The organism is Mycobacterium sp. URHB0044 (genome assembly GCF_000620625.1).
GTDB lineage: Bacteria > Actinomycetota > Actinomycetes > Mycobacteriales > Mycobacteriaceae > Mycobacterium.
Window position 1 is genome coordinate 491,107 of record NZ_JIAW01000003.1, and the last position, 21,077, is coordinate 512,183.

A 21,077-nucleotide genomic window follows, 5' to 3' on the forward strand; every position below is an offset into this window, starting at 1 on the left:
TCACCGCGGGACCCTCGGCACCTTGAGCCCCGACGCCGCGATCATCTCGCGCATCACCTCGTTGACCCCACCGCCGAAGGTGATCACCAGGTTGCGCTTGGACTGCACGTCCAGCCACTCGAGCAGCTCCGCGGTTTCGGGGTCGGCCGGGTTGCCGTGGGCACCGACGACCGCCTCCGCGAGCCGCCCGATGTACTGAATGCGCTCGGTACCAAAGACCTTGGTCGCCGCCGCGTCGGCGACGTCGATGTTCTCCCCGGACGCCGCGACCTGCCAGTTGAGCAGTTCGTTGATCCGCCACATCGCCTTGATCTCACCCAGCGAACGCTTGACGTCGTCGTGGTCGAGCGGAGTCTTGCCGTTGCTGCCTGGCTTGGACGCCCACGCGTGTACGCGGTCGTAGATGGCGGCGACCCGACCGGCGGGACCGAGCATCACCCGCTCGTTGTTGAGCTGGGTGGTGATCAGCCGCCAGCCGCCGTTCTCCTCGCCGACGAGCATGTCGGCAGGCACCCGCACGTCGCTGTAATAGGTGGCGTTGGTGTGGTGCGCGCCGTCGGAAAGGATCATCGGGGTCCAGGAGTAGCCGGGATCCTTCGTGTCGACGATCAGGATCGAAATACCCTTGTGCTTAACGGCTTCCGGATCGGTCCGGCACGCCAGCCAGATGTAGTCGGCGTCGTGCCCACCGGTGGTGAAGACCTTCTGCCCGTTGACGATGTACTCGTCGCCGTGGCGGACCGCGGTGGTGCGCAACGACGCCAGATCGGTGCCGGCATCCGGTTCGGTGTAGCCGATCGCGAAGTGCACCTCGCCGGCGAGGATGCCCGGCAGGAACTTCTTCTTCTGCAACTCGCTGCCGAACTGCTGCAACGTCGGCCCGACGGTCTGCAGCGTGACGGCGGGCAGCGGGACGTCGGCCCGTTGCGCCTCGTTGACGAAGATCGACTGCTCGATGGGGCCGTATCCCAGTCCGCCGAATTCCTTGGGCCAGCCGACGCCCAACTTGCCGTCCGAGCCCATCCGCTTGATCACCGCCCGGTAGGCCTCGTTGTGCCGGTCGGACTCCATCGCCTTGGCTTCTTCTGGCGAGATGAGGTTCGAAAAGTACTGCCGCAGTTCGGCTTGCAGCTGACGCTGCTCGGGGGTCAGTTCGATGTACATAGCGCTCCCACCAGATCGAGGCGGTGTGACGGACCGCCGAGCAGCCGGGTCAGGTCCTTGATCGTCGAGTAGTAGCGGTCCATCGGGTAGGCGATGTCCATGCCCATGCCGCCATGCAGATGGTGGCAGAGCTGCATCACCGGTGGCGCCTGCGACGTCACCCAGTACCCGAGGACGTCGAGGTCCTCGTCGGCGTCCCGACCTTCCGACAACCGCCAGATCACCGACGTGGACACCAGCGAGATGGTGCGCGACGCGATGTACACCTCGGCGAGCTGCGCCGCCACGGTCTGGAACGTCGAAAGCGGCCTGCCGAACTGCTCGCGACTGGCCACGTAATCCGCCGTCAGCCGCAGCGCTCCCGCGACGAGTCCTGCGGCGAACGCACCCGTCGTCGCCAGCACCAGCTGGTTGACTCGACGTACCGAAGCGCCCGCGAGGACGTCGGCATCGGGGACCGTGACGCCGTCGAACGTCACCACGTACTCGTCGGAGTGGTTCGAGGTGGGGGTCTTCGTCAGCGTCACGCCGGGCGTCTTGGGAGACACCACCACCACCGCGTTGTCGGCAGTGACGACGAGCCAATCCGCTTGTTCTGCATGGGGAACGCCGACCTTGGTGCCCGACAGCTTTCCGCCGGCGAAGACCGTGCCAGGCCGCTCCGGCAACGAGGAACCCGGCTCGTTCAGTGCGGCCGAGAGCAGGCCGCCCTTCGCCACCCCTGCCAGGAAACGGTCCTGCTGTTCGTCGGACGCCAAATCCAGCAGCGGCACCAGGCCGAGGCCCAGCGTGGCCAGCGCCGGGCTGACGGTGCCATGCCGACCGATCTCCGTGAGCGCCGTGGCGATCTCGGGTAGACCCACCCCGTCGCCGCCGAGACGTTCGGGAACGCCGAGGGCGATCACTCCCCCGTCCACCAGCGCGGCCCAGCTGTTGTCACGCCCGAGAGCAGAGGTCACCACGTCGGCGACGGCCTGCTGCTCGGGGTCCGGACTGAAATCCACCGAATCCTCCTTGATTCAAATGCGCTGGTGCGGCGATTCAATTGCGCTGGTGCGCCGGTGCGGCGGGTCAGTGCGCGGCGCTGGCGCCGGTGTAGTCGACCTGCCAGTGCTTGATGCCGTTGAGCCATCCCGACCGTAGCCGCTCGGGTTCGCCGACCGGCTTGAGGTCGGGCATGTGATCGGCGACGGCGTTGAAGATGAGGTTGATCGTCATCCGGGCCAGGTTGGCGCCGATGCAGAAGTGGGCACCGGTGCCGCCGAAGCCGACGTGCGGGTTCGGGTCGCGCAGGATGTTGAACGAGTGCGGGTCTTCGAAGACGTCCTCGTCGAAGTTGGCGGAGCGGTAGGACATCACCAGCCGCTGGCCCTTCTTGATCGGTACGCCCGCCAGCTCGGTGTCCTCGAGTGCGGTGCGCTGGAACGCCGACACCGGGGTGGCCCAGCGGATGATCTCGTCGGCCGTCGTGGACGGCCGCTCCTTCTTGAACAGCTCCCACTGATCCGGGTTGTCCGCCAGCGCGATCATGCCGTGGGTGATCGAGTTGCGGGTGGTCTCGTTGCCCGCCACGGCGAGCATGATGACGAAGAACCCGAACTCGTCGTCCGACAGCTTCTCGCCGTCGATGTCGGCCTGGATCAGGGTCGTGACGATGTCGTCGGTGGGGTTCTTGCCCCGCTCATCGGCCATGGCCATCGCGTACATGATCAGTTCCATCGAGGACTGGGCCGGATCGACGTCGGCGAACTCGGGATCCTCGCCGCCGGTCATCTCGTTCGACCAGCGGAACAACTTGTCGCGATCGTCCTGCGGGACGCCGAGCAGCCCGGCGATGGCCTGCAGCGGCAGCTCGCACGACACCTGCTCGACGAAGTCGCCGGTGCCCTCGGTGGCCGCGGTCTTGGCGATGTTCTGGGCCCGCTGCGCGAGCTCCTCTTCCAGACGACCGATGGCGCGTGGCGTGAAGCCGCGCGAGATGATCTTGCGCAGCCGGGTGTGGTGCGGCGCGTCCATGTTGAGCATGACGTTGCGCTGCAATTCGATGTTCTCGAACGTCATCTCCTGCGGCCAGACCGGGATGGCGCCGTTCAGCCAGCTGGAGAAGACGTCGCTGCGACGCGAGACCTCCTTGACGTCGGCATGCTTGGTGACGAGCCAGTAGCCCTTGTCGCCGAAGCCGCCGGTGCCGCCCGGCACGTCGACCCAGTGGATCGGTTCGGACTTGCGCAGCTCGGCGAGTTCGGCGATCGGCAGTCCGGCGAGGTTGACGTCGGGATCCAGGAAGTCGAAGTCAGCCGGAATATTGGGGGGTGCCATAACGGGGTGCGCTCCTCTACAACGTCAATTGCAACGTGTTCTAGTGCCAGTAAAACACGGCTTCACCGCAGATCAAAGGCGTGGCCGCATCGCAGCTTGTCAGACTAATGAAACGTGTTCTAGCCTGGCGGAATGGGTAACCCTGTCATCGTCGAAGCCACCCGCAGCCCCATCGGCAAGCGCAACGGCTGGCTGTCCGGCCTGCACGCCACCGAGCTCCTGGGCGCGGTGCAGAAGGCGCTAGTGGAGAAGGCCGGCATCGACCCCGGCGACGTGGAACAGCTGATCGGCGGCTGCGTCACGCAGTTCGGCGAGCAGTCCAACAACATCACCCGGGTGGGCTGGCTGACGGCGGGCCTGCCCGAGCACGTCGGCGCCACCACCGTCGACTGCCAGTGCGGCAGCGCCCAGCAGGCCAACCACCTCATCGCCGGTCTGATCGCGACCGGGGCCATCGACATCGGCATCGCGTGCGGCATCGAGGCGATGAGCCGGGTGGGTCTCGGTGCCAACGCCGGACCCGACCGCTCGATCATCCGGGCGTCGTCATGGGACATCGACATGCCCGATCAGTTCACCGCCGCAGAGCGCATCGCGAAGCGGCGCGGCATCACCCGCGAGGAGATCGACCAGTTCGGGTTCGATTCCCAGCGCAAGGCCAAGGTGGCCTGGGCCGAGGGGCGGTTCGACAGGGAGATCTCGCCGATACTGGCACCGGTGCTCGACGAGCAGAAGCGACCGACGTCGGAGCTCGCGCCCGTGACCCGCGACCAGGGGCTGCGCGACACCACCCTCGAAGGCCTCGCACAGCTGAAACCGGTGATGGAGGGCGCAATTCACACCGCGGGTACGTCGTCGCAGATCTCGGACGGCGCGGCCGCAGTGCTGTGGATGGACGAGGACAAAGCCCGGGCGCTGGGCCTGAAGCCGCGGGCCCGCATCGTCAGCCAGGCCAACGTCGGCGCGGAGGCGTACTACCACCTCGACGGTCCCGTGCAATCCACCGCCAAGGTGCTCGAGAAGGCCGGCATGAAGATGGGCGACATCGACATCGTCGAGATCAATGAGGCCTTCGCGTCGGTGGTGCTGTCCTGGGCCCGCGTGCACGAGCCGGACATGGACCGCGTCAACGTCAATGGCGGCGCGATCGCGCTCGGTCATCCAGTGGGAAGCACCGGTGCCCGACTGATCACCACGGCGCTGCACGAGTTGGAGCGCAGCGACAAGAGCACCGCGCTCATCACCATGTGTGCGGGCGGTGCGCTGTCGACGGGCACCATCATCGAGCGGATCTAAGTGGTCGACGTCCAGGTCACGGAGACCGAGCGGATCGCCGCAGCGCGGGCGTACATCGACGCGCTGGTGAGCCACGACGCGAGCGACGTGCCGTTTGCTCCGGACTGCACCCGCATCGAGTTCGGCGCCAAGACGGGATTCTCGGGAAACCACTTGCGCCGCAGCCTGAATGGCGGACCCCAGTATCGCGTCATCCAGTCGGCCACCGTCTTGGAGATCGCCGTCGACGGCGACGTGGTTCGGGCCCGGTTCGACCTGCTGACGAAACCCTCGTTCGCCGGCCGGCGCGTCGGCGCCCACGTCGACGAGACCTTCTTGATCCCCGCCCAAGACGGGAAGATCCATCACATCAAGGCGACCGTCCGCCCGTTCCTGCACAACGGATAGGTTGCACACATGGCCAACTCACGTCCGAAGTACATGGACACCGCGTGGGGCGACTTCATCGTCAAGTGGATGTCGCGCATCAACACGTACTTCTACCGACGCAACAAGGGCTCGGGCCTCGGCGGCAACTTCCAGGGCATCCCGGTCGCCATCCTCACCACCACCGGCCGCAAGTCCGGCGAGCCGCGCGACAGCCCGCTGTACTTCCACCGCGACGGTGACAAGGTCATCGTCGCGGCTTCCAAGGGCGGTAGCGACAAGCATCCGATGTGGTACCTGAACCTGAAGGCCGATCCCAAGGTGAAGGTCCAGATCAAGGATGAGAACTTGCACCTGACCGCGCGCGACGCCACCGAGGACGAGCGCAACCTCTACTGGCCGAAGCTGGTCGAGATGTACCCGACCTACGATGACTACCAGTCCTGGACCGAGCGGAAGATCCCCTTGGTGGTTTGCGAGCCCTGACTCGCGGCAACACGCCAAGGCATGTCCCGCGAGCATCCGATCCGCAACTCGAAGCTCGTCGCGCTGCTGCTGAAGTACTTCGCCCGCGCGCACATCTGGGTGTATCAGCGCACCAACGGCCGTCTCGGCGCGCAGCTGCTCTGGTTTCCCGCCGCGCTGCTGACCACGGTCGGCCGCAAGAGCGGGCAGCACCGCATCACCGCGACGCTGTATCTACGCGACGGCGACCGCGTCGTGTTGCCCGCGTCGTTCGGCGGTCGTGACCGCGACCCACTGTGGTATCTCAATCTGAAGTCGAATCCCAAGGTGCACGTGCAGATTCGTGGCGAGCACCTCGACATGACCGCGCGGGACGCAACCGACGAGGAGCGGCGCCGCTACTGGCCGCCGCTGATCCGGATGTACCCGCCGTACAAGGGTTACCGGGATGCGACCGATCGGGTGATACCGCTCGTGGTGTGCGAACCCATCGCCGGTTAGGCGCCGTAGACCGGGAGTGGGGTGCGTGACTTGGCCAGCAGGTCCGCGACGACCGGGCCGAGTTCGGCCGGATCCCACCGCGCACCCTTGTCCGCCTCGGCGCCGCGTGCCCACCCCTCGGCGACCCGCACGATGCCGCCTTCCACCTCGAACACCCGCCCGGTGACGTCCTTGGACTCGGCGCTGCCCAGCCACACCACCAACGGCGAGACGTTCTCCGGCGCCATGGAATCGAACTCGGACTCCTGCGTCGACATCATGTCGGCGAAGACGGTCTCGGTCATCCTGGTGCGCGCCGATGGCGCGATGGCGTTGACGGTGACGCCGTAGCGGCCCATCTCGGCGGAGGCCACCAGCGTGAGTGCGGCGATACCCGCCTTGGCGGCGCTGTAGTTCGCCTGCCCGACACTGCCCTGCAGGCCGGCGCCGCTGCTGGTGTTGATGATGCGGGCGTCTACGGTGTTGCCGGCCTTCGACTGCGCCCGCCAGTACGCCGCAGCGTGTTTCATGGTGGCGAAGTGCCCCTTGAGGTGCACGGCGGTGACGGCGTCGAACTCCTCTTCGCTGGTGTTGGCGAACATCCGGTCCCGCACGATGCCGGCGTTGTTGACCAGCACGTCGAGACCACCGAACGCGTCCACCGCCGTCTGGATCAGACCCTCGGCCTGCGCCCAGTCGGCCACGTTGGCGCCGCTGGCGACGGCCTCGCCCCCGGCGGCCTTGATCTCGTCGACGACGGCCTGCGCTGCGCTGCCTCCACCGGCGGGTGAGCCGTCGAGGCCCACGCCGATGTCGTTGACCACCACGCGCGCCCCTTCAGCGGCGAACGCCAGCGCGTGCGCACGGCCGATGCCGCCGCCCGATCCGGTCACGATGACGACCCGGCCGTCGACCAGTCCCATATCCCTTGTTTCCCTTGTTATTTGATCGCATTGGTGGTGGCGAGATAGTGCGGCGGCTCGCCACCGCCGTGTACCTCGAGTGATGCGCCGCTGATGTAGGAGGCAGCGTCGGACGCCAGGAATGCCGCGGCCCAGCCCACGTCGGCGGGTTTGGCGAGCCGGCCGAGTGGCACGTTGGCCGAGATCGCGGCGATGGATTCGGCGTCACCGTAGAACAGTTCGGATTGTTCGGTTTCGACCATGCCCACGACGAGCGAGTTCACCCGGACCTTGGGCGCCCATTCGACGGCCAGTGTGCTGGTGAGGCTTTCGACGCCCGCCTTGGCCGCGCCGTATGCCGCGGTGCCGGGGGTCGGCCTGCGCGCGCTGACGCTGGCGACGTTGATGATGGAGCCGCCCTGCGCCTGGGTCTGCATCTGTGCGTTGGCGTGCTGCGAAACCGAGAGCGGGCCAAGCAGATTGAGCTCGATGATCTTGGTGCTGAACTTCGCCGAGGCATCCGCCGCGAGGACGTAGGGCGATCCGCCCGCATTGTTGACCACCACGTCGAGCCTGCCGTGCGCGGCCACGATCGCCTCGATCAGCGCCGCCACCGACTCGTCGTCGCGGACGTCGCACGGGTGGAATTCGTACGGCAGATCGTCGACGGGGCGACGGGCGCAGGTGACGACCGTCGCGCCCTGACCGGCGAAGACGGCACTGATGCCCGCGCCAACCCCTCGCACGCCGCCGGTCACCAGGACGACCCGGCCATCGAGTTGCAGATTGATTCCAGCCGCGTCGGTCACTGTGCTAGCGTACCAAGCAAGTGCTTGCTTAGGTAGCCATCCCCCAGGAAGTGACCCCCATGACGATCACAACCAAGACGGTCGAACCGGGCATCGTCTCCGTCACCGTCGACTATCCGAAGGTCAACGCCATCCCGTCGAAGGGTTGGTTCGAACTCGGCGACGCCATCACCGCGGCAGGCCGGGACCGCAGCACCCACGTGGTGATCCTGCGGGCCGAGGGCCGCGGCTTCAACGCGGGCGTCGACATCAAGGAGATGCAGAACACCGAGGGCTTCACCGCACTCATCGACGCCAATCGCGGCTGCTTCCACGCGTTCCGCGCGGTCTACGAGTGCGAGGTGCCCGTGGTCGCGGCGGTCAACGGGTTCTGCGTCGGCGGCGGCATCGGGCTGGTCGGCAACGCCGACGTCATCGTCGCCTCCGACGACGCCACGTTCGGCCTGCCGGAGGTGGAACGCGGCGCACTCGGCGCGGCTACCCACCTGTCCCGCCTCGTTCCGCAGCACATGATGCGGCGGTTGTTCTTCACCGCGGCCACCGTCGATGCGCAGACGCTGCATCACTTCGGTTCGGTGCACGAGGTGGTGCCCCGCGCCGACCTCGACGAGGCGGCGTTGCGCGTCGCCCGCGACATCGCAGTCAAGGACACCAGGGTGATCCGGGCGGCGAAGGAGGCGCTGAACTTGATCGACGTCCAACCGCCGAACGCCAGATATCGGATGGAGCAGGGCTTTACGTTTGAGCTCAACCTGTCCGGCGTGTCCGATGAACATCGCGATGCATTCGCCGGGACGAAGAAGGGCAAATGACAGACAAGAGAACGACATTCGATGACGCCGTCTCGTCCATCGAGAGCGGCATGACCATCGGCATCGGGGGCTGGGGATCGCGGCGCAAGCCGATGGCGTTCGTGCGGGCCCTGCTGCGCACCGACGTCACAGACCTCACCGTCGTCAGCTATGGCGGGCCGGACATCGGATTGCTGTGCGCCGCGGGCAAGGTCAAGCGCGTCTACTACGGTTTCGTGTCGCTGGATTCGCCGCCGTTCTACGACCCGTGGTTCGCCAAGGCGCGCACCAGCGGCGCCATCGAGGCCCGCGAGATGGACGAGGGCATGCTGCGCTGCGGCCTGCAGGCGGCGGCGCAACGGTTGCCGTTCCTGCCGATCCGCGCCGGACTCGGCAGCGACGTGCGCGCGTTCTGGGGCGACGAGCTGACGACCGTCACGTCTCCCTACGAGACCGACGGGGCGTTCGAAGAACTCGTCGCGATGCCCGCACTGACGCTCGACGCCGCATTCGTGCACATGAATCTCGGTGATGCGCAAGGCAACGCGGCCTACACCGGCATCGATCCCTATTTCGACGACCTGTTCCTGATGTCGGCCGAGAAGCGCTTCCTGTCCGTCGAGCGGGTGGTCTCCACCGACGAGCTGGTGAAAGCCGTACCGCCGCAGGCACTGTTGATCAACCGGATGATGGTGGACACCGTCGTCGAAGCGCCGGGCGGCGCGCACTTCACCACCGCGGAACCCGACTACCGCCGCGACGAGAAGTTCCAGCGGCACTACGCCGAGGCGGCCGGGTCCGACGAGACCTGGAAGCAGTTCGTCGACACGTATCTGTCCGGCAGCGAGGCCGATTACCAAGCGGCGGTCCGCAAGTTTCAAGAGTCGGCCAAGGAGGCCTCGAAGTGATCGCCGTGACCCGTGCCGAGGTGTGTGCCGTCGCGTGCGCGGAGCTGTTCCGCGACGCCGGCGAGATCATGGTGAGTCCGATGACGACGATCGTGTCCATCGGCGCCCGGCTGGCCCGGTTGACGTTCTCGCCGGACATCGTGTTGACCGATGGCGAGGCGCGGCTGCTGGCCGACACTCCGGCGATCGGGGTCACCGGCGCGATCGAGGGCTGGATGCCGTTCGGCCGCGTCTTCGAGACGCTCGCCTGGGGTAGGCGCCATGTGGTCATGGGCGCCAACCAGATCGACCGCTACGGCAACCAGAACCTGTCGGCGTTCGGCCCGCTGCAGCATCCGACCCGTCAGATGTTCGGCGTTCGCGGTGCACCGGGCAACACCATCAACCACGCGACCAGTTACTGGGTGGGCAACCACTCCAAGCGCGTGTTCGGCGACTCCGTCGACATCGTGTCCGGCATCGGTTGGGACAAGGTGGATCCCGACAATCCGGCATACCGGTTCGTCAACGTCTTCCGGGTGGTGACGAACCTCGGCGTCTTCGACTTCAACGGGCCGGAGCACCAGATGCGGGCGGTGTCGTTGCATCCTGGCGTCGCGCCCGAGCAGGTCCGGGAGAACACCTCCTTCGAGGTGCACGACCTGGACTCCGCGGAGCCCACGCGGCTGCCGACGCAACAGGAACAGCAGCTCATCCAGGAAGTCATCGACCCGAAAAGCCTGCGGGACAAGGAAGTACGGTGAGAAGTACGGTGAGCAAGCTACGCACCCCGCTCACCGAGTTGGTCGGCATCGAGCATCCCGTCGTGCAGACCGGCATGGGCTGGGTGGCCGGCGCACGACTGGTGGCGGCGACGTCGAACGCCGGCGGTCTCGGCATCCTCGCCTCGGCGACCATGACGCTCGAGGAACTGGCAACGGCGGTCACCAAGGTCAAGGCTGCCACGGACAAGCCGTTCGGCATCAACATCCGCGCCGATGCCGGCGACGCGATCGACCGTGTCGACCTGCTGATCCGCGAGGGCGTCAAGGTGGCGTCGTTCGCATTGGCGCCGAAACCCGAACTGATCGCCAAGCTGAAAGAGGCTGGTGTCGTGGTGATTCCGTCGGTCGGAGCGGCCAAGCACGCCAAGAAGGTCGCAGGCTGGGGCGCCGACGCGGTGATCGTGCAGGGCGGAGAGGGCGGCGGCCACACCGGGCCGGTAGCGACGACGCTGCTGCTGCCGTCGGTGCTGGACGCGGTGGACATCCCCGTCGTGGCCGCAGGAGGCTTCTTCGACGGTCGCGGGCTGGCCGCCGCGTTGTCCTACGGTGCCGCGGGCGTCGCGATGGGCACCCGCTTCCTGCTGACGTCGGACTCGACCGTGCCCGATTCGGTCAAGCAGCGTTACCTCGATGCCGGACTGGACGGCACGGTGGTGTCGACGCGCGTGGACGGCATGCCGCACCGCGTGCTGCGCACCGGGCTGGTCGAGAAGCTGGAAAGCGGATCGCGGGCGCGTGGTTTCGCCGCGGCGGTGCGCAACGCACACAAGTTCAAGAAGATGTCGGGCATGACCTGGCGATCGATGGTCACGGACGGTCTGGCGATGCGCCACGGCAAGGAATTGACCTGGTCGCAAGTCGTGATGGCGGCCAACACGCCCATGCTGTTGAAGGCCGGCCTGGTGGAGGGCAACACCGATGCAGGCGTGCTCGCGTCGGGACAGGTCGCGGGCATCGTCAACGACTTGCCATCGTGCGCGGAACTCGTCCCGGCGATCGTCAACGACGCCGTCAAACACCTGCAGGCCGCGGTGGCGTTCGTCGCGTCCTGACATGAGGTGAAGCCATACTCTTCACTTTCGCATGGTTAAGCTATAGTCTTCATATGACCGTGATGAAGGCAGAAGCTTCATCGAAGGCAGAAGCTTCATCGAAGGCGACGCTGATCGGTGACGTCGTCCGATCGCGCGACGCCGCTGACCGTCGCGCGTTGCACCGCAACCTGACCACCGCGCTGACGGCCATCGCCGACGGCTCCATCGACGTCCCGGCCTTCACGGTCGGCGACGAGTTTCAGGGCAGCTATCCCACCGTCGGTCAGGCGATCGCCGCCGCGCTCTCGGTTCGGCTCGCTATCGCGCCCGATGTCGACGTCCGCTTCGGCATCGGCTGGGGACCGGCCACCGTGCTCGACCACGACACCGGGATCCAGGACGGGCCGGGCTGGTGGGTGGCGCGCGAAGCGATCGAATGGACCGCCACCGCCCAGCGTCAACCCGGTCTCGCGCTGGTGCGCACGTCGTACCGAACGGCCGATCCGGCGGGGCCCGCGGCGGACCCGATCAACGCGGCGCTGATGTGTCGGGACCACATGCTTGGATCGCTCGATGAACGATCCATCCGCATCCTGAGAGGTCTCGTGCACCACCGGTCCAAGAAGGAACTCGCCGACGAGGAGGGCATCAGCGCGTCGGCCGTATCGCAACGCGCGGGCCGCGACGGTTTGGATCTCATCGTCGCCGCGTCGCGGTATCTCTCGGAGATCCGATGAGCGCGCTGGCCGTACTGCTGATCGCGGTGGGGGTCGGTGACGTGTGCCGGCGTCTGATCCGCGCGCGGTGGTTGCCGACGGTGGCGGCGCTGGCCACCGTCGTGGTCTGCATGCTGCTCGGTGGGCTGTGGCATCTCGGCGACCTTCCGCTGCTCCTCATCGCCGCGGCGACCGCCGTCGCCTGGCTGGTGCTCGGTGGTCGCGCGGATCGGGCGGGCATCCGCCAGGCCGTGCCGCTGGCAGTGTTTGGCGGGGGCGCCGCCCTGTTGATCCTGTTGTCCGGCTGGGCATCTGAGGTGAACGGCCTCGTCGGGCGATGGTCGAATTGGGCTGGCTTGTTCGGTGCACACCCCGTCGATCCCGACCGATTGCTGATGATCGTCGGCGTGCTGCTGGTGCAACTGGCCACCGGCAATCAGCTGGTTCGTCTGGTGCTCGGCTCGGTGGGCGCGGTGAAGCCCGTCGGCCAGCCGCAGGCGTCGGACAAGCTCAAGGGCGGCCGGCTGCTCGGTCCCATGGAGCGGCTGCTCATCGTCGGTCTCGGACTCGGCGGGCAGCTGACGATGGCAACGGCCGTCGTCGCCGCCAAGAGCATCATCCGGTTCCCCGAGATCACCGCACAGAAGGCCAGGGAGAACGGCGGCATAGGGATCGACGACGTGACCGAGTACTTCCTGGTCGGCAGCTTCGCCAGTTGGATCCTGGCGCTGGGCGGCCTGGCGCTGGTGCACTAGCCGGAGCGGCGAAAACCCCTCCCCCGGCACTCGGCGTTCCTACACTCGGCTGTCAGGACAGCAAACAATCGGGGGGACGTCACATGAAGATGAACGCGGCCGTGCTGTGGGACTTCAACACCGAATGGAGCGTCGAGGAAGTCGAACTCGACGGGCCGCAGGATGGTGAAGTCCTGGTGTCGTTCGAGGCCACCGGGCTGTGCCACTCCGATCACCACGTCCGGACCGGCGACTTCGGCGAGCTCCCGTTGCCGGTGATCGGCGGCCACGAGGGTGCCGGAATCGTGCAGGACGTCGGACCGGGCGTCCGCGACCTGCAGGTCGGCGACCACGTCGTGGCGTCGTTCCTGCCTGCCTGCGGGCGGTGCCGCTGGTGCGCGACCGGACACCAGAACCTGTGCGACCTCGGAGCGCTCATCCTGACCGGCACCCAGGTCGACGGCACGTACCGACGACGGGCTCGCGGCAAGGACGTTGGAGCGGCCTCGCTCTTGGGCACCTTCGCCCAGTACGGCACGGTTTCGGAGACCTCGCTCGTCAAGATCGACGACGATCTGCCGCTGTCCCGCGCCTGCCTGCTCGGCTGCGGGATCACGACGGGATGGGGCTCGGCCGTCAATACCGCGGACGTCAGTCCAGGCGACACCGTGGTGGTGATCGGCTGCGGTGGCATCGGAGCCGGCGCCATCCAGGGCGCGTGTCTGGCGGGAGCGGAGAAGATCGTCGTCGTCGACATCGTTGAGACGAAGCGTGACAAGGCTTTTCAGTTCGGTGCTACCCACTTCGCGACGTCGATGCCGGAAGCGACGGAGTTGGTTGCCGAGCTCACCAAGGGCGTGATGGCGAATTCCGCCCTACTCACCGTCGGTCTTCTCGAAGGCCCGATGATCAACGAAGCGCTCAACATCGTCGGAAAGGGCGGCGCGGTGGTGGTGACGGCCATCGCGTCGATGACCGATGTGACGCCGACGCTTCCGATGGCCATCTTCACGCTGTTTCAGAAGCGGCTGCTCGGAAGTCTCTACGGTGAAGCGAACCCGCGCGCCGACATCGCGCGCCTCTTGAGCCTCTACCGCGAGGGCAAGCTGCTACTCGACGAGACGGTGACGGCCGAGTACAAGCTCAACGACATCAATGAGGCCTACGACGACATGCTCGCGGGCCGCAACATCCGCGGCGTGATCATTCACGATCACTGAGCGCTAGAGGCGTTCGATGATGGTGACGTTGGCGGTGCCGCCACCCTCACACATCGTCTGCAGACCGTAGCGACCGCCGGTGCGCTCCAACGTGTTCAACATCGTGGCGAACAGCTTGGCGCCGGTCGCACCGAGCGGATGTCCGAGCGCGATGGCGCCGCCGCTGGGGTTGACCTTCTCCGGGTCGGCCTTCGTGTCCTTGAGCCAGGCCATCACGACGGGGGCGAAGGCCTCGTTGATCTCGACGGTGTCGATGTCCTCGATGGTGAGGCCAGCCTTGTCCAGCGCGTACTGCGTCGCGGGAATCGGCCCCGTCAACATGAACACCGGATCCGCACCGCGCGCACTGATGTGGTGAATGCGGGCCCGTGGCTTCAGGCCGTGGTCCTTGACCGCCTGCTCTGAGGCGAGCAGCACCGCGCTGGCACCGTCGGAAATCTGGCTGGCCATCGCCGCGGTCAGCCGACCACCCTCGACGAGGGTCTTGAGCCCGGCCATCTTCTCCAGCGACGTGTCGCGCGGCCCTTCGTCGGTGACGAAGCCGTCGACCGGGATGATCTCGTTCTCGAAGTACCCGGCGAGGATCGCCGCTTGTGCCCGTTGATGACTGGTGAGCGAGTACTGCTCCATCTCCTCGCGGGAGATGTTCCACTTCTCCGCGATCATCTCGGAGCCACGGAACTGCGAGATCTCCTGATCGCCGTAGCGGTGCAGCCAGCTCTTCGACTCGTTCGTGGGCGAGGTGAAGCCGAACTGCTCGCCGACGATCATGGCCGAGCTGATCGGGATCTGACTCATGTTCTGCATGCCGCCCGCCACGATGACGTCGGCGGTGCCGGACATGATCGCCTGTGCGCCAAACGAAATGGCCTGCTGGCTGGAGCCGCACTGACGGTCGACGGTGACGCCGGGGACCTCTTCGGGGTATCCGGCGGCCAGCCACGACAGCCGGGCGATGTTGCCCGCCTGCCCGCCGATGGCGTCGACGCAACCCGCGATCACGTCGGTGACGGCGCCCGGGTCGAGGTCGGTGCGCTCGAACAGGCCGCGCCAGGCGGCGGCGCCGAGGTCGACCGGGTGGACGCCGGCCAGCGACCCGTTGCGCTTGCCGATCGCGGTCCGTACAGCGTCGATGACGTACGCCTCGCCCATGTCTAATCTCCTTCTTTCGTGATTCCGCCAAGAACGATGGCCAGATACTGTCGGCCGACCTGCTCGGCAGTGAGTGGCCCGCCCGGCTGATACCAGCGGACCGAGACCCAGGTGGTGTCGCGGATGAAGCGGTAGACCAGATCGACGTCCAGGTCGGGGCGGAGGCAGCCTTCTTCGACGCCCTGCTTGAGCACGTCCACCCACATCTGGCGCTGTTCCCGGTTGCGTTCGTCGACGAAGGAGAACTGCGGCAACGCCGACAGCCGCTTGGCCTCGTCCTGGTAGATCACGACCTGGGCGTGACGGTGCTCGATCGCTTCGAACGAGGCCATGAACAGGCCCTTGATGCGTTCCAGCGGATCGCGCTCGCCCTCGACGATTTCGGTGTACCTGGCGAATAGCCAGTCGAGGAAGTCGCGAAGGACCTCCTCGGCCATCTGCTCCTTGGACTTGAAGTGGTGATAGAGACTGCCGGACAGGATTCCGGCGGAGTCCGCGATGTCGCGCACCGTAGTGGCGCGCAGGCCACGTTCGGCGAACATCGCCGCGGCGAGGTCGAGCAGCTCGTCGCGGCGGCTCGGAAGCGCCTTGTCCACCAGATCAGAGTATCAACCAAGCGCTTGCTCGGCTAGCCCGGGCTACGGTCGCGAATACGCCGGGACCCAGTAGACCGCACACGCGTCGGCCGGTGGCGTCCCATCGTGGCTGGCGCGCGAGCGGGAGAGGTTGAACTCGTACCAGGCGTCCGGCCCGTCGTCGCGGTACCGCGCGCACTGCCGAATCGGCTCGGGCAGGCGTGCGAGAGCCTGCTCGGCGTCCGGCGACAAGGACAGCAGATAGTCGGTGTCGAGCAGCCCGGTCTGCTCGTAGCGGTCGATGTTGCGCTCGGCGATCAACCGTTCCGGGTTGATGCCGGCCAGCCCGAGCAGCGTCGCCACACCGGCGATCAGGACCGCGCGCGGCAGCCACCGGGCCGTCATCCCGATGCCCGCCAGGGCGATGAGGACGAACACCGCACCGAGCCACAACTCGATGGCGATGACCATGACGCGTTGCACGCTGAACCCGTAGGCCTGTTGGTACAGCCACATCCGGTGAATCGCCGAGACCACGACGACCACCGACGCGGTACACATCGTCCCGACGAGCGCCCGCAGCATTCGACGATCGGCGGTGGTGGTGCGGCCGGCCACCCGGATCACGCAGGACAGCACCAGCAGCGTCAACGCCGACACCCAGAGCAGCTGCCAGAAACCCTGCCTGGCGTACTCGGCGTACGTCAGCCCCTCGGTCTCCAAGACGTGGCGGTGCCCGCCGAACAGCACGGTCGCCTGCACGGCGACGAAGGCGATGAACAGCGCGTCGAGCACGCCGAGCGGCACCGCCCATTCCCACCTCGGCACGGGCCGCATCGGCGCGGGTGCCAACGCGTCCAGCTTCGGCGCGAACCGGATCAGGTAGGCGCCACCAAAGATGAACGCCGCCACGACGGCGAGCACGAAGACGCGTGCGACGACGTCGCCGATGTCCAGCGCGGGCATCAGGGTGCCAGCCACGTGCGCGAAGGCCGGGTCGGCCGCGGCGAACAGGCCGCCGAACACCAGCACCAGGGTCACGGTGATCGCGACGACGGCGGCGGCGCGGCCCAGCTTCGGTACGCCCACCCCGCGTGGAACCAACTCCGGCAGCGAGCGCCGCATCCAACCGGTCACCCGGCCGGGGAGCACCCACGGGATGAACGGCGCCGAGAACACCGACGTCCACGTGCGGCCGCCGACCAGCGTGCCCCAGCCGACCAGCCACGCGGCGATGAGGCAGAGCACGCCGAGCCACTCGGCCGCGAGCACGGCAGGCACCGCGAGCAGCGCGAGTGTCAGTCCGATTCCGAGCCATTCGCGTCGGGCGGGCCGACGGTCACCGGTGCCATAGACCACCGCGAAGACCAGCACGCCGGTGATGAGGTAGCCGATGCTCAGCACCGACGGCCGCCACACCGCGGTGCCCAACAGGCCCGCCACGAGCGCCGACACGACGACACGGCGCGGCGCCCGGGCCAACGGGTCGATGGGCCAGACGCGGTGCGGCCAGATCGTCCAGCCCGGTTCGCCGTAGCTGGGTCGCGCGGGCCCCAACACCGGCGGCGGCAGGGGCTGCGCGGTGTGCCAGCCCGGAACCATCATCGTCACGTGCGTTCCTCCATCGTCGCGGGGATGGTGACCCCGATGCGGCATCCCGCCCTCTCATCCATGACTTCCATTGCGCCGCCGTGCAGTTCGACCGCCCATCGTGCGATCGCGAGGCCGAGGCCGGTACCCCCTGCCGACGTGGCGCCGCGCGTGAAGCGCTCGAATACGCGTTCGCGTTCGGCTGCCGGAATGCCGGGTCCCGAGTCCGACACCTCCAACCGCAGTCCCGAAGGCTGCGCCGTACTCGCCTCGACGGACACGCGACCACCGGCTGGGCTGTGCCGGATCGCGTTGTCCACCAGGTTGACGACGACCTGCCGGAGCCGCGCCGAGTCGGCAACGGCGACCAGATCCGGCGGGGACACCCGTACGACGACGTCCACGCCGGGGGTCGACACGGCGACGTGGGCGATGGCGTCGCTCAGGAAGTCAGCGGCACGAAAGGAGCTGAGCTGCAAAGGGATCGCGCCGCCCTCGAGACGGGACAGGTCGAGCAGGTCGGAGACCAGTTCACCGAGTCGCTCGGTCTGCAACAACGCCATCCGCATGGTGTCGGCATCCGGTTGCGCGACACCGTCGACGACGTTCTCGAGCACCGCGTGCAGGGCGGCGATCGGCGTGCGCAGCTCGTGCGAGACGTTCGCGATGAGCCCGCGCCGGTATTCGTCGGCGGCTCCGAGGTCGGCGGCCATCTGGTTGAATGCCGTTGCTAGTTGGCCGATTTCGTCACGCGACGTGGCGCGTACCCGGCGGCTGTAGTCGCCGCGGGCCATGGCTCCTGCCGCTGCGGTCATCTGCCGCAGCGGGGAGGTCATTCCGTGTGCCATGAACTGGGTGAAGACCAGTGACGTGGCCAACGCCGCCAACAGCGCGTAGCGGAACTGCCAACTGGCGCCCACCCAGAAGGTGAACGACGCCAACAAGATCGCGCCGCCGACCAGCAGCCCGGTCTTGACCTTGAACGACGCAAACGGGTCGAGCGGGCGTGGCAACCGATCCCACAGTGCGGCAAGGCCGCTCACCGCGGCGTCTCCAACGCGTAGCCGACGCCATGCACGGTGCGGATCAGACCCGATCCGAGCTTGCGCCGCAGCGCCTTGACGTGACTGTCCACCGTGCGTGTCTCCACACCAGACGCCCAACCCCACGCGTGCTCGAGCAAGGTCTCCCGGGCCACCGCCGTTCGGGGCCGGCCGGCGAGGAACGCCAGTAGATCGAATTCGATCCTGGTGAGGTGCACTTCGTCCGGTCCCCGATGAACGCGGCGGGCCTGCAGGTCGATTCGATAGTCGCCAACCGATACCGGGGTGGTGTCGTTCGCCCGGTCCACGCGGCGCAGCAGCACGCGGACGCGGGCCACGAGTTCACGCATGCTGAACGGCTTGGTCAGGTAGTCGTCGGCCCCGATGCCGAGGCCGACCAGCATGTCGGTCTCGTCGCTGCGCGCCGTCAACATCAGCACCGGCGTCGATCGCACGGCCTGGATGCGTCGGCACACCTCCAGACCATCGAACCCGGGCAGCATGACGTCGAGCACCACCAGGTCCGGATCAGTGGCCGCGGCCGTCGCGACCGCAGACGGTCCGTCGACGGCGGTTTCGACCAGGAAGTCCTCCGCGCGCAGCCGGGTCGCGACCGCGGCCAGGATGGTCGGTTCGTCGTCGACCACCAGGATTCGCTTCACCCACCTGACTGTAGGTGGCTGGTGTGGTGCTTCTGGGCAGCGTTTGTGAAGAAACCGTGGAGATTGCTCGGCTCAGGCGCGCTGGCTGGACACCGAGATCACTTCGCCGGTCAGGTAACTGGAGTAGTCGCTGGCCAGGAAGGCGATGGTGGCGGCGATCTCCCACGGCTCGGCGGCGCGGCCGAACGCCTCGTCGGACGACAACTGGTCCAGCAGTTCGGAGCTGCTGGTCTTCTCCAGGAACTTGTGCCGCGCGATGCTCGGGGATACCGCATTGATCCGGACGCCGAACTCGACGGCTTCGATGGCGCTGCACCGGGTCAGCGCCATCACGCCGGCCTTGGCCGCGGCGTAGTGCGATTGCGAGTGCTGCGCGCGCCAGCCGAGCACGCTGGCGTTGTTGACGATGACGCCGCCGTGACCCGCGCCGCGGAAGTACCGCAGCGCGGCTCGGGTGGCCCGCATCACCGAGGTCAGCGTCACGTTGAGGACGCGGTCCCACTCGTCGTCAGTCATGTCCACCACGGGCGTTTGGCCGCCGAGGCCCGCGTTGTTCACCAGAACATCCAGCCGGCCCATCTTCTCCACCGCGGTGGTGATCAGCGCGTCGACGGCCTCAGTCGACGTCACGTCGCACACCACGGCCTCCACCCGGCCGAGGCCGAGGTCGGCGAGCTGATCGCGGGTCTCGCCGAGCCGCCGCTCGTGGTAATCGGAGACGACGACGTCGGCGCCCTCGGCGAGGGCCCGCCGTGCGGTCGACGAGCCGATGCCGGTACCGGCGGCGGCCGTCACGAGCACGACCTTGCCGGTGAGCAGGCCGTGCCCGTCGATCTCCTTGGGTGGGGTAGATAACGTCATGAAGCTCCCTTGATGGTCTTCGCGCAAGCGCTCATCCCTTCACCTCTCGGGGCAGGCCGAGCACGCGCTCAGCGATGATGTTGCGTTGGATCTCATTGGATCCGCCGTAGATGGTGTCCGAACGGGAGAACAGGTACAGCCGCTGCCATTCATCGAACTCGCCGCCGTCGAGGACCAGCCCCGCCATGCCTTGGATCTCCATCGCGATCTCGCCGAGTTCACGATGCCAGTTGGCCCACAACAACTTCGACACGTTGTCTTGGCCTGGCTGCTCGACATCCATCGTGGCGAGCGCATACGACCGCATGGCCTGCAGCCCGGTCCACGACCGCGTCAGCCGCTCGCGGATCAGCGGGTCGTCGATGGCACCGTTGCGCTTGGCCAGCTCGACGAGACCGGAATGTTCACGCGCATAACGGATCTGCTGACCCAGCGTGGACACGCCGCGTTCGAAGGTGAGCGTGCCCATGGCGACGCGCCACCCGTCGCCCGGATCGCCGACCACGAGATCGGCATCGGTACGGGCGTCGTCGAAGAACACCTCGTTGAACTCGGAGTCGCCCGTGAGCTGGACGATGGGGCGGATCTGCACACCGGGTTGGTCCAGCGGCACCAGCAGGTAGGACAGGCCAGCATGCCGCTTGGAGCCCTTCTCGGTGCGGGCGATGACGAAGCACCACTGCGCCCAGTGCGCCAGCGACGTCCACACCTTCTGCCCGTTGATCACCCATTCGTCACCGACGAGTTCGGCGGAGGTGGACACGTTGGCGAGATCGCTGCCTGCGCCGGGCTCGGAGTAGCCCTGGCACCACAGCTCGGTGACGTCGAGGATCTTGGGCAGGAAGCGCGTCTGCTGCTCGGGTGTGCCGTACGCGATCAGCGTCGGGCCGAGCAGTTCCTCGCCGAAGTGGTTGACCTTGTCCGGTGCGTCCGCGCGGGCGTATTCCTCGTAGAACGCGACGCGGTGCGCGACGGACAGGCCGCGGCCGCCGTGCTCCTCCGGCCAACCCAGGCATGTCAGCCCCGCCTTCGCGAGATGCTGATTCCATGCCCGTCGTTCCTCGAACGCCTCGTGCTCACGCCCCGGCCCGCCAAGGCCCTTCAGCGCGGCGTATTCGCCGACGAGATTGTCGGCGAGCCACTGCCGGACCTCGGCCCGGAACTCCTGGACCCCTATCACCCTTGTAGGCTAACCTACCAAGCACTTGCTTTGTTAGAGGAGCATC

23 protein-coding genes are annotated in these 21,077 nt (G+C 67.2%); 11 read left to right on the forward strand and 12 right to left on the reverse strand.

Annotated elements, in window-relative coordinates; all coding sequences use genetic code 11:
* The 3 genes from fadE29 to N536_RS0109150 all read right to left on the reverse strand — a co-directional run bounded on the left by fadE29 (position 1) and on the right by N536_RS0109150 (position 3,483).
* On the reverse strand, positions 1–1,164 hold the full coding sequence (gene fadE29 / locus N536_RS0109140; protein ID WP_029113336.1) for an acyl-CoA dehydrogenase FadE29: 1,164 nt from the start codon (positions 1,162–1,164) through the stop codon (positions 1–3).
* The gene (locus tag N536_RS0109145; RefSeq protein ID WP_029113337.1) at positions 1,149–2,168 is read right to left on the reverse strand and encodes an acyl-CoA dehydrogenase family protein; all 1,020 of its coding nucleotides are present in this window, start codon (positions 2,166–2,168) and stop codon (positions 1,149–1,151) included. Before N536_RS0109145 ends, fadE29 begins: the two co-directional genes overlap by 16 nt.
* A gap of 67 nt (positions 2,169–2,235) precedes the next feature.
* Positions 2,236–3,483, reverse strand: a complete 1,248-nt coding sequence (locus N536_RS0109150; RefSeq protein ID WP_029113338.1) for a cytochrome P450 — start codon at positions 3,481–3,483, stop codon at positions 2,236–2,238.
* 132 nt (positions 3,484–3,615) lie between these two features.
* Between N536_RS0109150 and N536_RS0109155 the strand changes: the two genes are divergently transcribed.
* The 4 genes from N536_RS0109155 to N536_RS0109170 are packed head-to-tail and all read left to right on the forward strand — an operon-like array spanning position 3,616 to position 6,111.
* Complete coding sequence (locus N536_RS0109155; protein WP_029113339.1) at positions 3,616–4,779, forward strand: steroid 3-ketoacyl-CoA thiolase; 1,164 nt, start codon at positions 3,616–3,618, stop codon at positions 4,777–4,779.
* Positions 4,780–5,166 carry a nuclear transport factor 2 family protein gene (locus tag N536_RS0109160; protein WP_029113340.1) on the forward strand — a complete coding sequence of 129 codons (387 nt, stop codon included), beginning with the start codon at positions 4,780–4,782 and terminating at the stop codon, positions 5,164–5,166.
* A 9-nt stretch (positions 5,167–5,175) separates the two neighbouring features.
* Positions 5,176–5,631: a nitroreductase family deazaflavin-dependent oxidoreductase gene (locus N536_RS0109165; RefSeq protein ID WP_029113341.1), complete on the forward strand. Its 456-nt coding sequence runs from the start codon at positions 5,176–5,178 to the stop codon at positions 5,629–5,631.
* 21 nt (positions 5,632–5,652) lie between these two features.
* Positions 5,653–6,111, forward strand: coding sequence for a nitroreductase family deazaflavin-dependent oxidoreductase (locus tag N536_RS0109170; protein WP_029113342.1), 459 nt, complete (start codon positions 5,653–5,655; stop codon positions 6,109–6,111).
* Here the strand turns inward: N536_RS0109170 and N536_RS0109175 are convergent.
* Positions 6,108–7,013 carry an SDR family oxidoreductase gene (locus tag N536_RS0109175; RefSeq protein ID WP_029113343.1) on the reverse strand — a complete coding sequence of 302 codons (906 nt, stop codon included), beginning with the start codon at positions 7,011–7,013 and terminating at the stop codon, positions 6,108–6,110. The two genes, N536_RS0109170 and N536_RS0109175, sit on opposite strands and share 4 nt — an antisense overlap.
* A gap of 17 nt (positions 7,014–7,030) precedes the next feature.
* Positions 7,031–7,801, reverse strand: coding sequence for an SDR family oxidoreductase (locus tag N536_RS0109180; protein WP_029113344.1), 771 nt, complete (start codon positions 7,799–7,801; stop codon positions 7,031–7,033).
* Positions 7,802–7,860: 59 nt separating this feature from the next.
* On the opposite strand from N536_RS0109180, the gene echA20 reads away from it, so the two are divergent.
* The 7 genes from echA20 (at position 7,861) to N536_RS0109215 (ending at position 13,968) form a co-directional block, all read left to right on the forward strand.
* Complete coding sequence (echA20, locus tag N536_RS0109185; protein WP_029113345.1) at positions 7,861–8,613, forward strand: (7aS)-7a-methyl-1,5-dioxo-2,3,5,6,7,7a-hexahydro-1H-indene-carboxyl-CoA hydrolase; 753 nt, start codon at positions 7,861–7,863, stop codon at positions 8,611–8,613.
* A complete protein-coding gene (gene ipdA, locus N536_RS0109190) occupies positions 8,610–9,500 on the forward strand; it encodes a cholesterol ring-cleaving hydrolase subunit IpdA (protein ID WP_029113346.1) in 891 nt (296 codons plus the stop codon). The genes echA20 and ipdA overlap by 4 nt, the downstream gene beginning before the upstream one ends.
* Positions 9,497–10,243, forward strand: coding sequence for a cholesterol ring-cleaving hydrolase subunit IpdB (gene ipdB / locus N536_RS0109195; RefSeq protein ID WP_029113347.1), 747 nt, complete (start codon positions 9,497–9,499; stop codon positions 10,241–10,243). Before ipdA ends, ipdB begins: the two co-directional genes overlap by 4 nt.
* An 8-nt stretch (positions 10,244–10,251) precedes the next feature.
* Positions 10,252–11,316 carry a (3aS,4S,5R,7aS)-5-hydroxy-7a-methyl-1-oxo-octahydro-1H-indene-4-carboxyl-CoA dehydrogenase gene (gene ipdC / locus N536_RS0109200; protein WP_029113348.1) on the forward strand — a complete coding sequence of 355 codons (1,065 nt, stop codon included), beginning with the start codon at positions 10,252–10,254 and terminating at the stop codon, positions 11,314–11,316.
* Positions 11,317–11,369: 53 nt separating this feature from the next.
* On the forward strand, positions 11,370–12,035 hold the full coding sequence (locus N536_RS0109205) for a SatD family protein (RefSeq protein WP_231514458.1): 666 nt from the start codon (positions 11,370–11,372) through the stop codon (positions 12,033–12,035).
* Complete coding sequence (locus N536_RS0109210; RefSeq protein ID WP_029113350.1) at positions 12,032–12,769, forward strand: hypothetical protein; 738 nt, start codon at positions 12,032–12,034, stop codon at positions 12,767–12,769. Before N536_RS0109205 ends, N536_RS0109210 begins: the two co-directional genes overlap by 4 nt.
* Before the next feature lie 83 nt (positions 12,770–12,852).
* Entirely contained in the window at positions 12,853–13,968 is a 1,116-nt protein-coding gene (locus N536_RS0109215) for an NDMA-dependent alcohol dehydrogenase (RefSeq protein WP_029113351.1), read from the forward strand.
* Between the two features lie 3 nt (positions 13,969–13,971).
* On the opposite strand, the gene fadA6 is transcribed toward N536_RS0109215, so the two are convergent.
* From fadA6 to ipdE1, 7 genes are all read right to left on the reverse strand, one after another.
* Positions 13,972–15,120: a steroid 3-ketoacyl-CoA thiolase FadA6 gene (fadA6, locus tag N536_RS0109220; protein WP_029113352.1), complete on the reverse strand. Its 1,149-nt coding sequence runs from the start codon at positions 15,118–15,120 to the stop codon at positions 13,972–13,974.
* 2 nt (positions 15,121–15,122) lie between these two features.
* On the reverse strand, positions 15,123–15,716 hold the full coding sequence (gene kstR2 / locus N536_RS0109225) for a TetR family transcriptional regulator KstR2 (RefSeq protein WP_029113353.1): 594 nt from the start codon (positions 15,714–15,716) through the stop codon (positions 15,123–15,125).
* Between the two features lie 42 nt (positions 15,717–15,758).
* Entirely contained in the window at positions 15,759–17,300 is a 1,542-nt protein-coding gene (locus N536_RS0109230; protein ID WP_231514464.1) for a DUF4153 domain-containing protein, read from the reverse strand.
* Positions 17,301–17,302: 2 nt separating this feature from the next.
* A complete protein-coding gene (locus N536_RS0109235) occupies positions 17,303–18,328 on the reverse strand; it encodes a HAMP domain-containing sensor histidine kinase (RefSeq protein ID WP_029113355.1) in 1,026 nt (341 codons plus the stop codon).
* Entirely contained in the window at positions 18,325–18,990 is a 666-nt protein-coding gene (locus tag N536_RS0109240) for a response regulator transcription factor (RefSeq protein ID WP_029113356.1), read from the reverse strand. The genes N536_RS0109235 and N536_RS0109240 overlap by 4 nt, the downstream gene beginning before the upstream one ends.
* 72 nt (positions 18,991–19,062) lie before the next feature.
* A complete protein-coding gene (gene ipdF, locus N536_RS0109245; RefSeq protein WP_029113357.1) occupies positions 19,063–19,851 on the reverse strand; it encodes a (5R,7aS)-5-hydroxy-7a-methyl-1-oxo-2,3,5,6,7,7a-hexahydro-1H-indene-carboxyl-CoA reductase in 789 nt (262 codons plus the stop codon).
* A 31-nt stretch (positions 19,852–19,882) separates the two neighbouring features.
* The gene (gene ipdE1 / locus N536_RS0109250) at positions 19,883–21,031 is read right to left on the reverse strand and encodes an acyl-CoA dehydrogenase IpdE1 (protein ID WP_029113358.1); all 1,149 of its coding nucleotides are present in this window, start codon (positions 21,029–21,031) and stop codon (positions 19,883–19,885) included.
* Between the last annotated feature and the right edge of the window lie 46 nt (positions 21,032–21,077).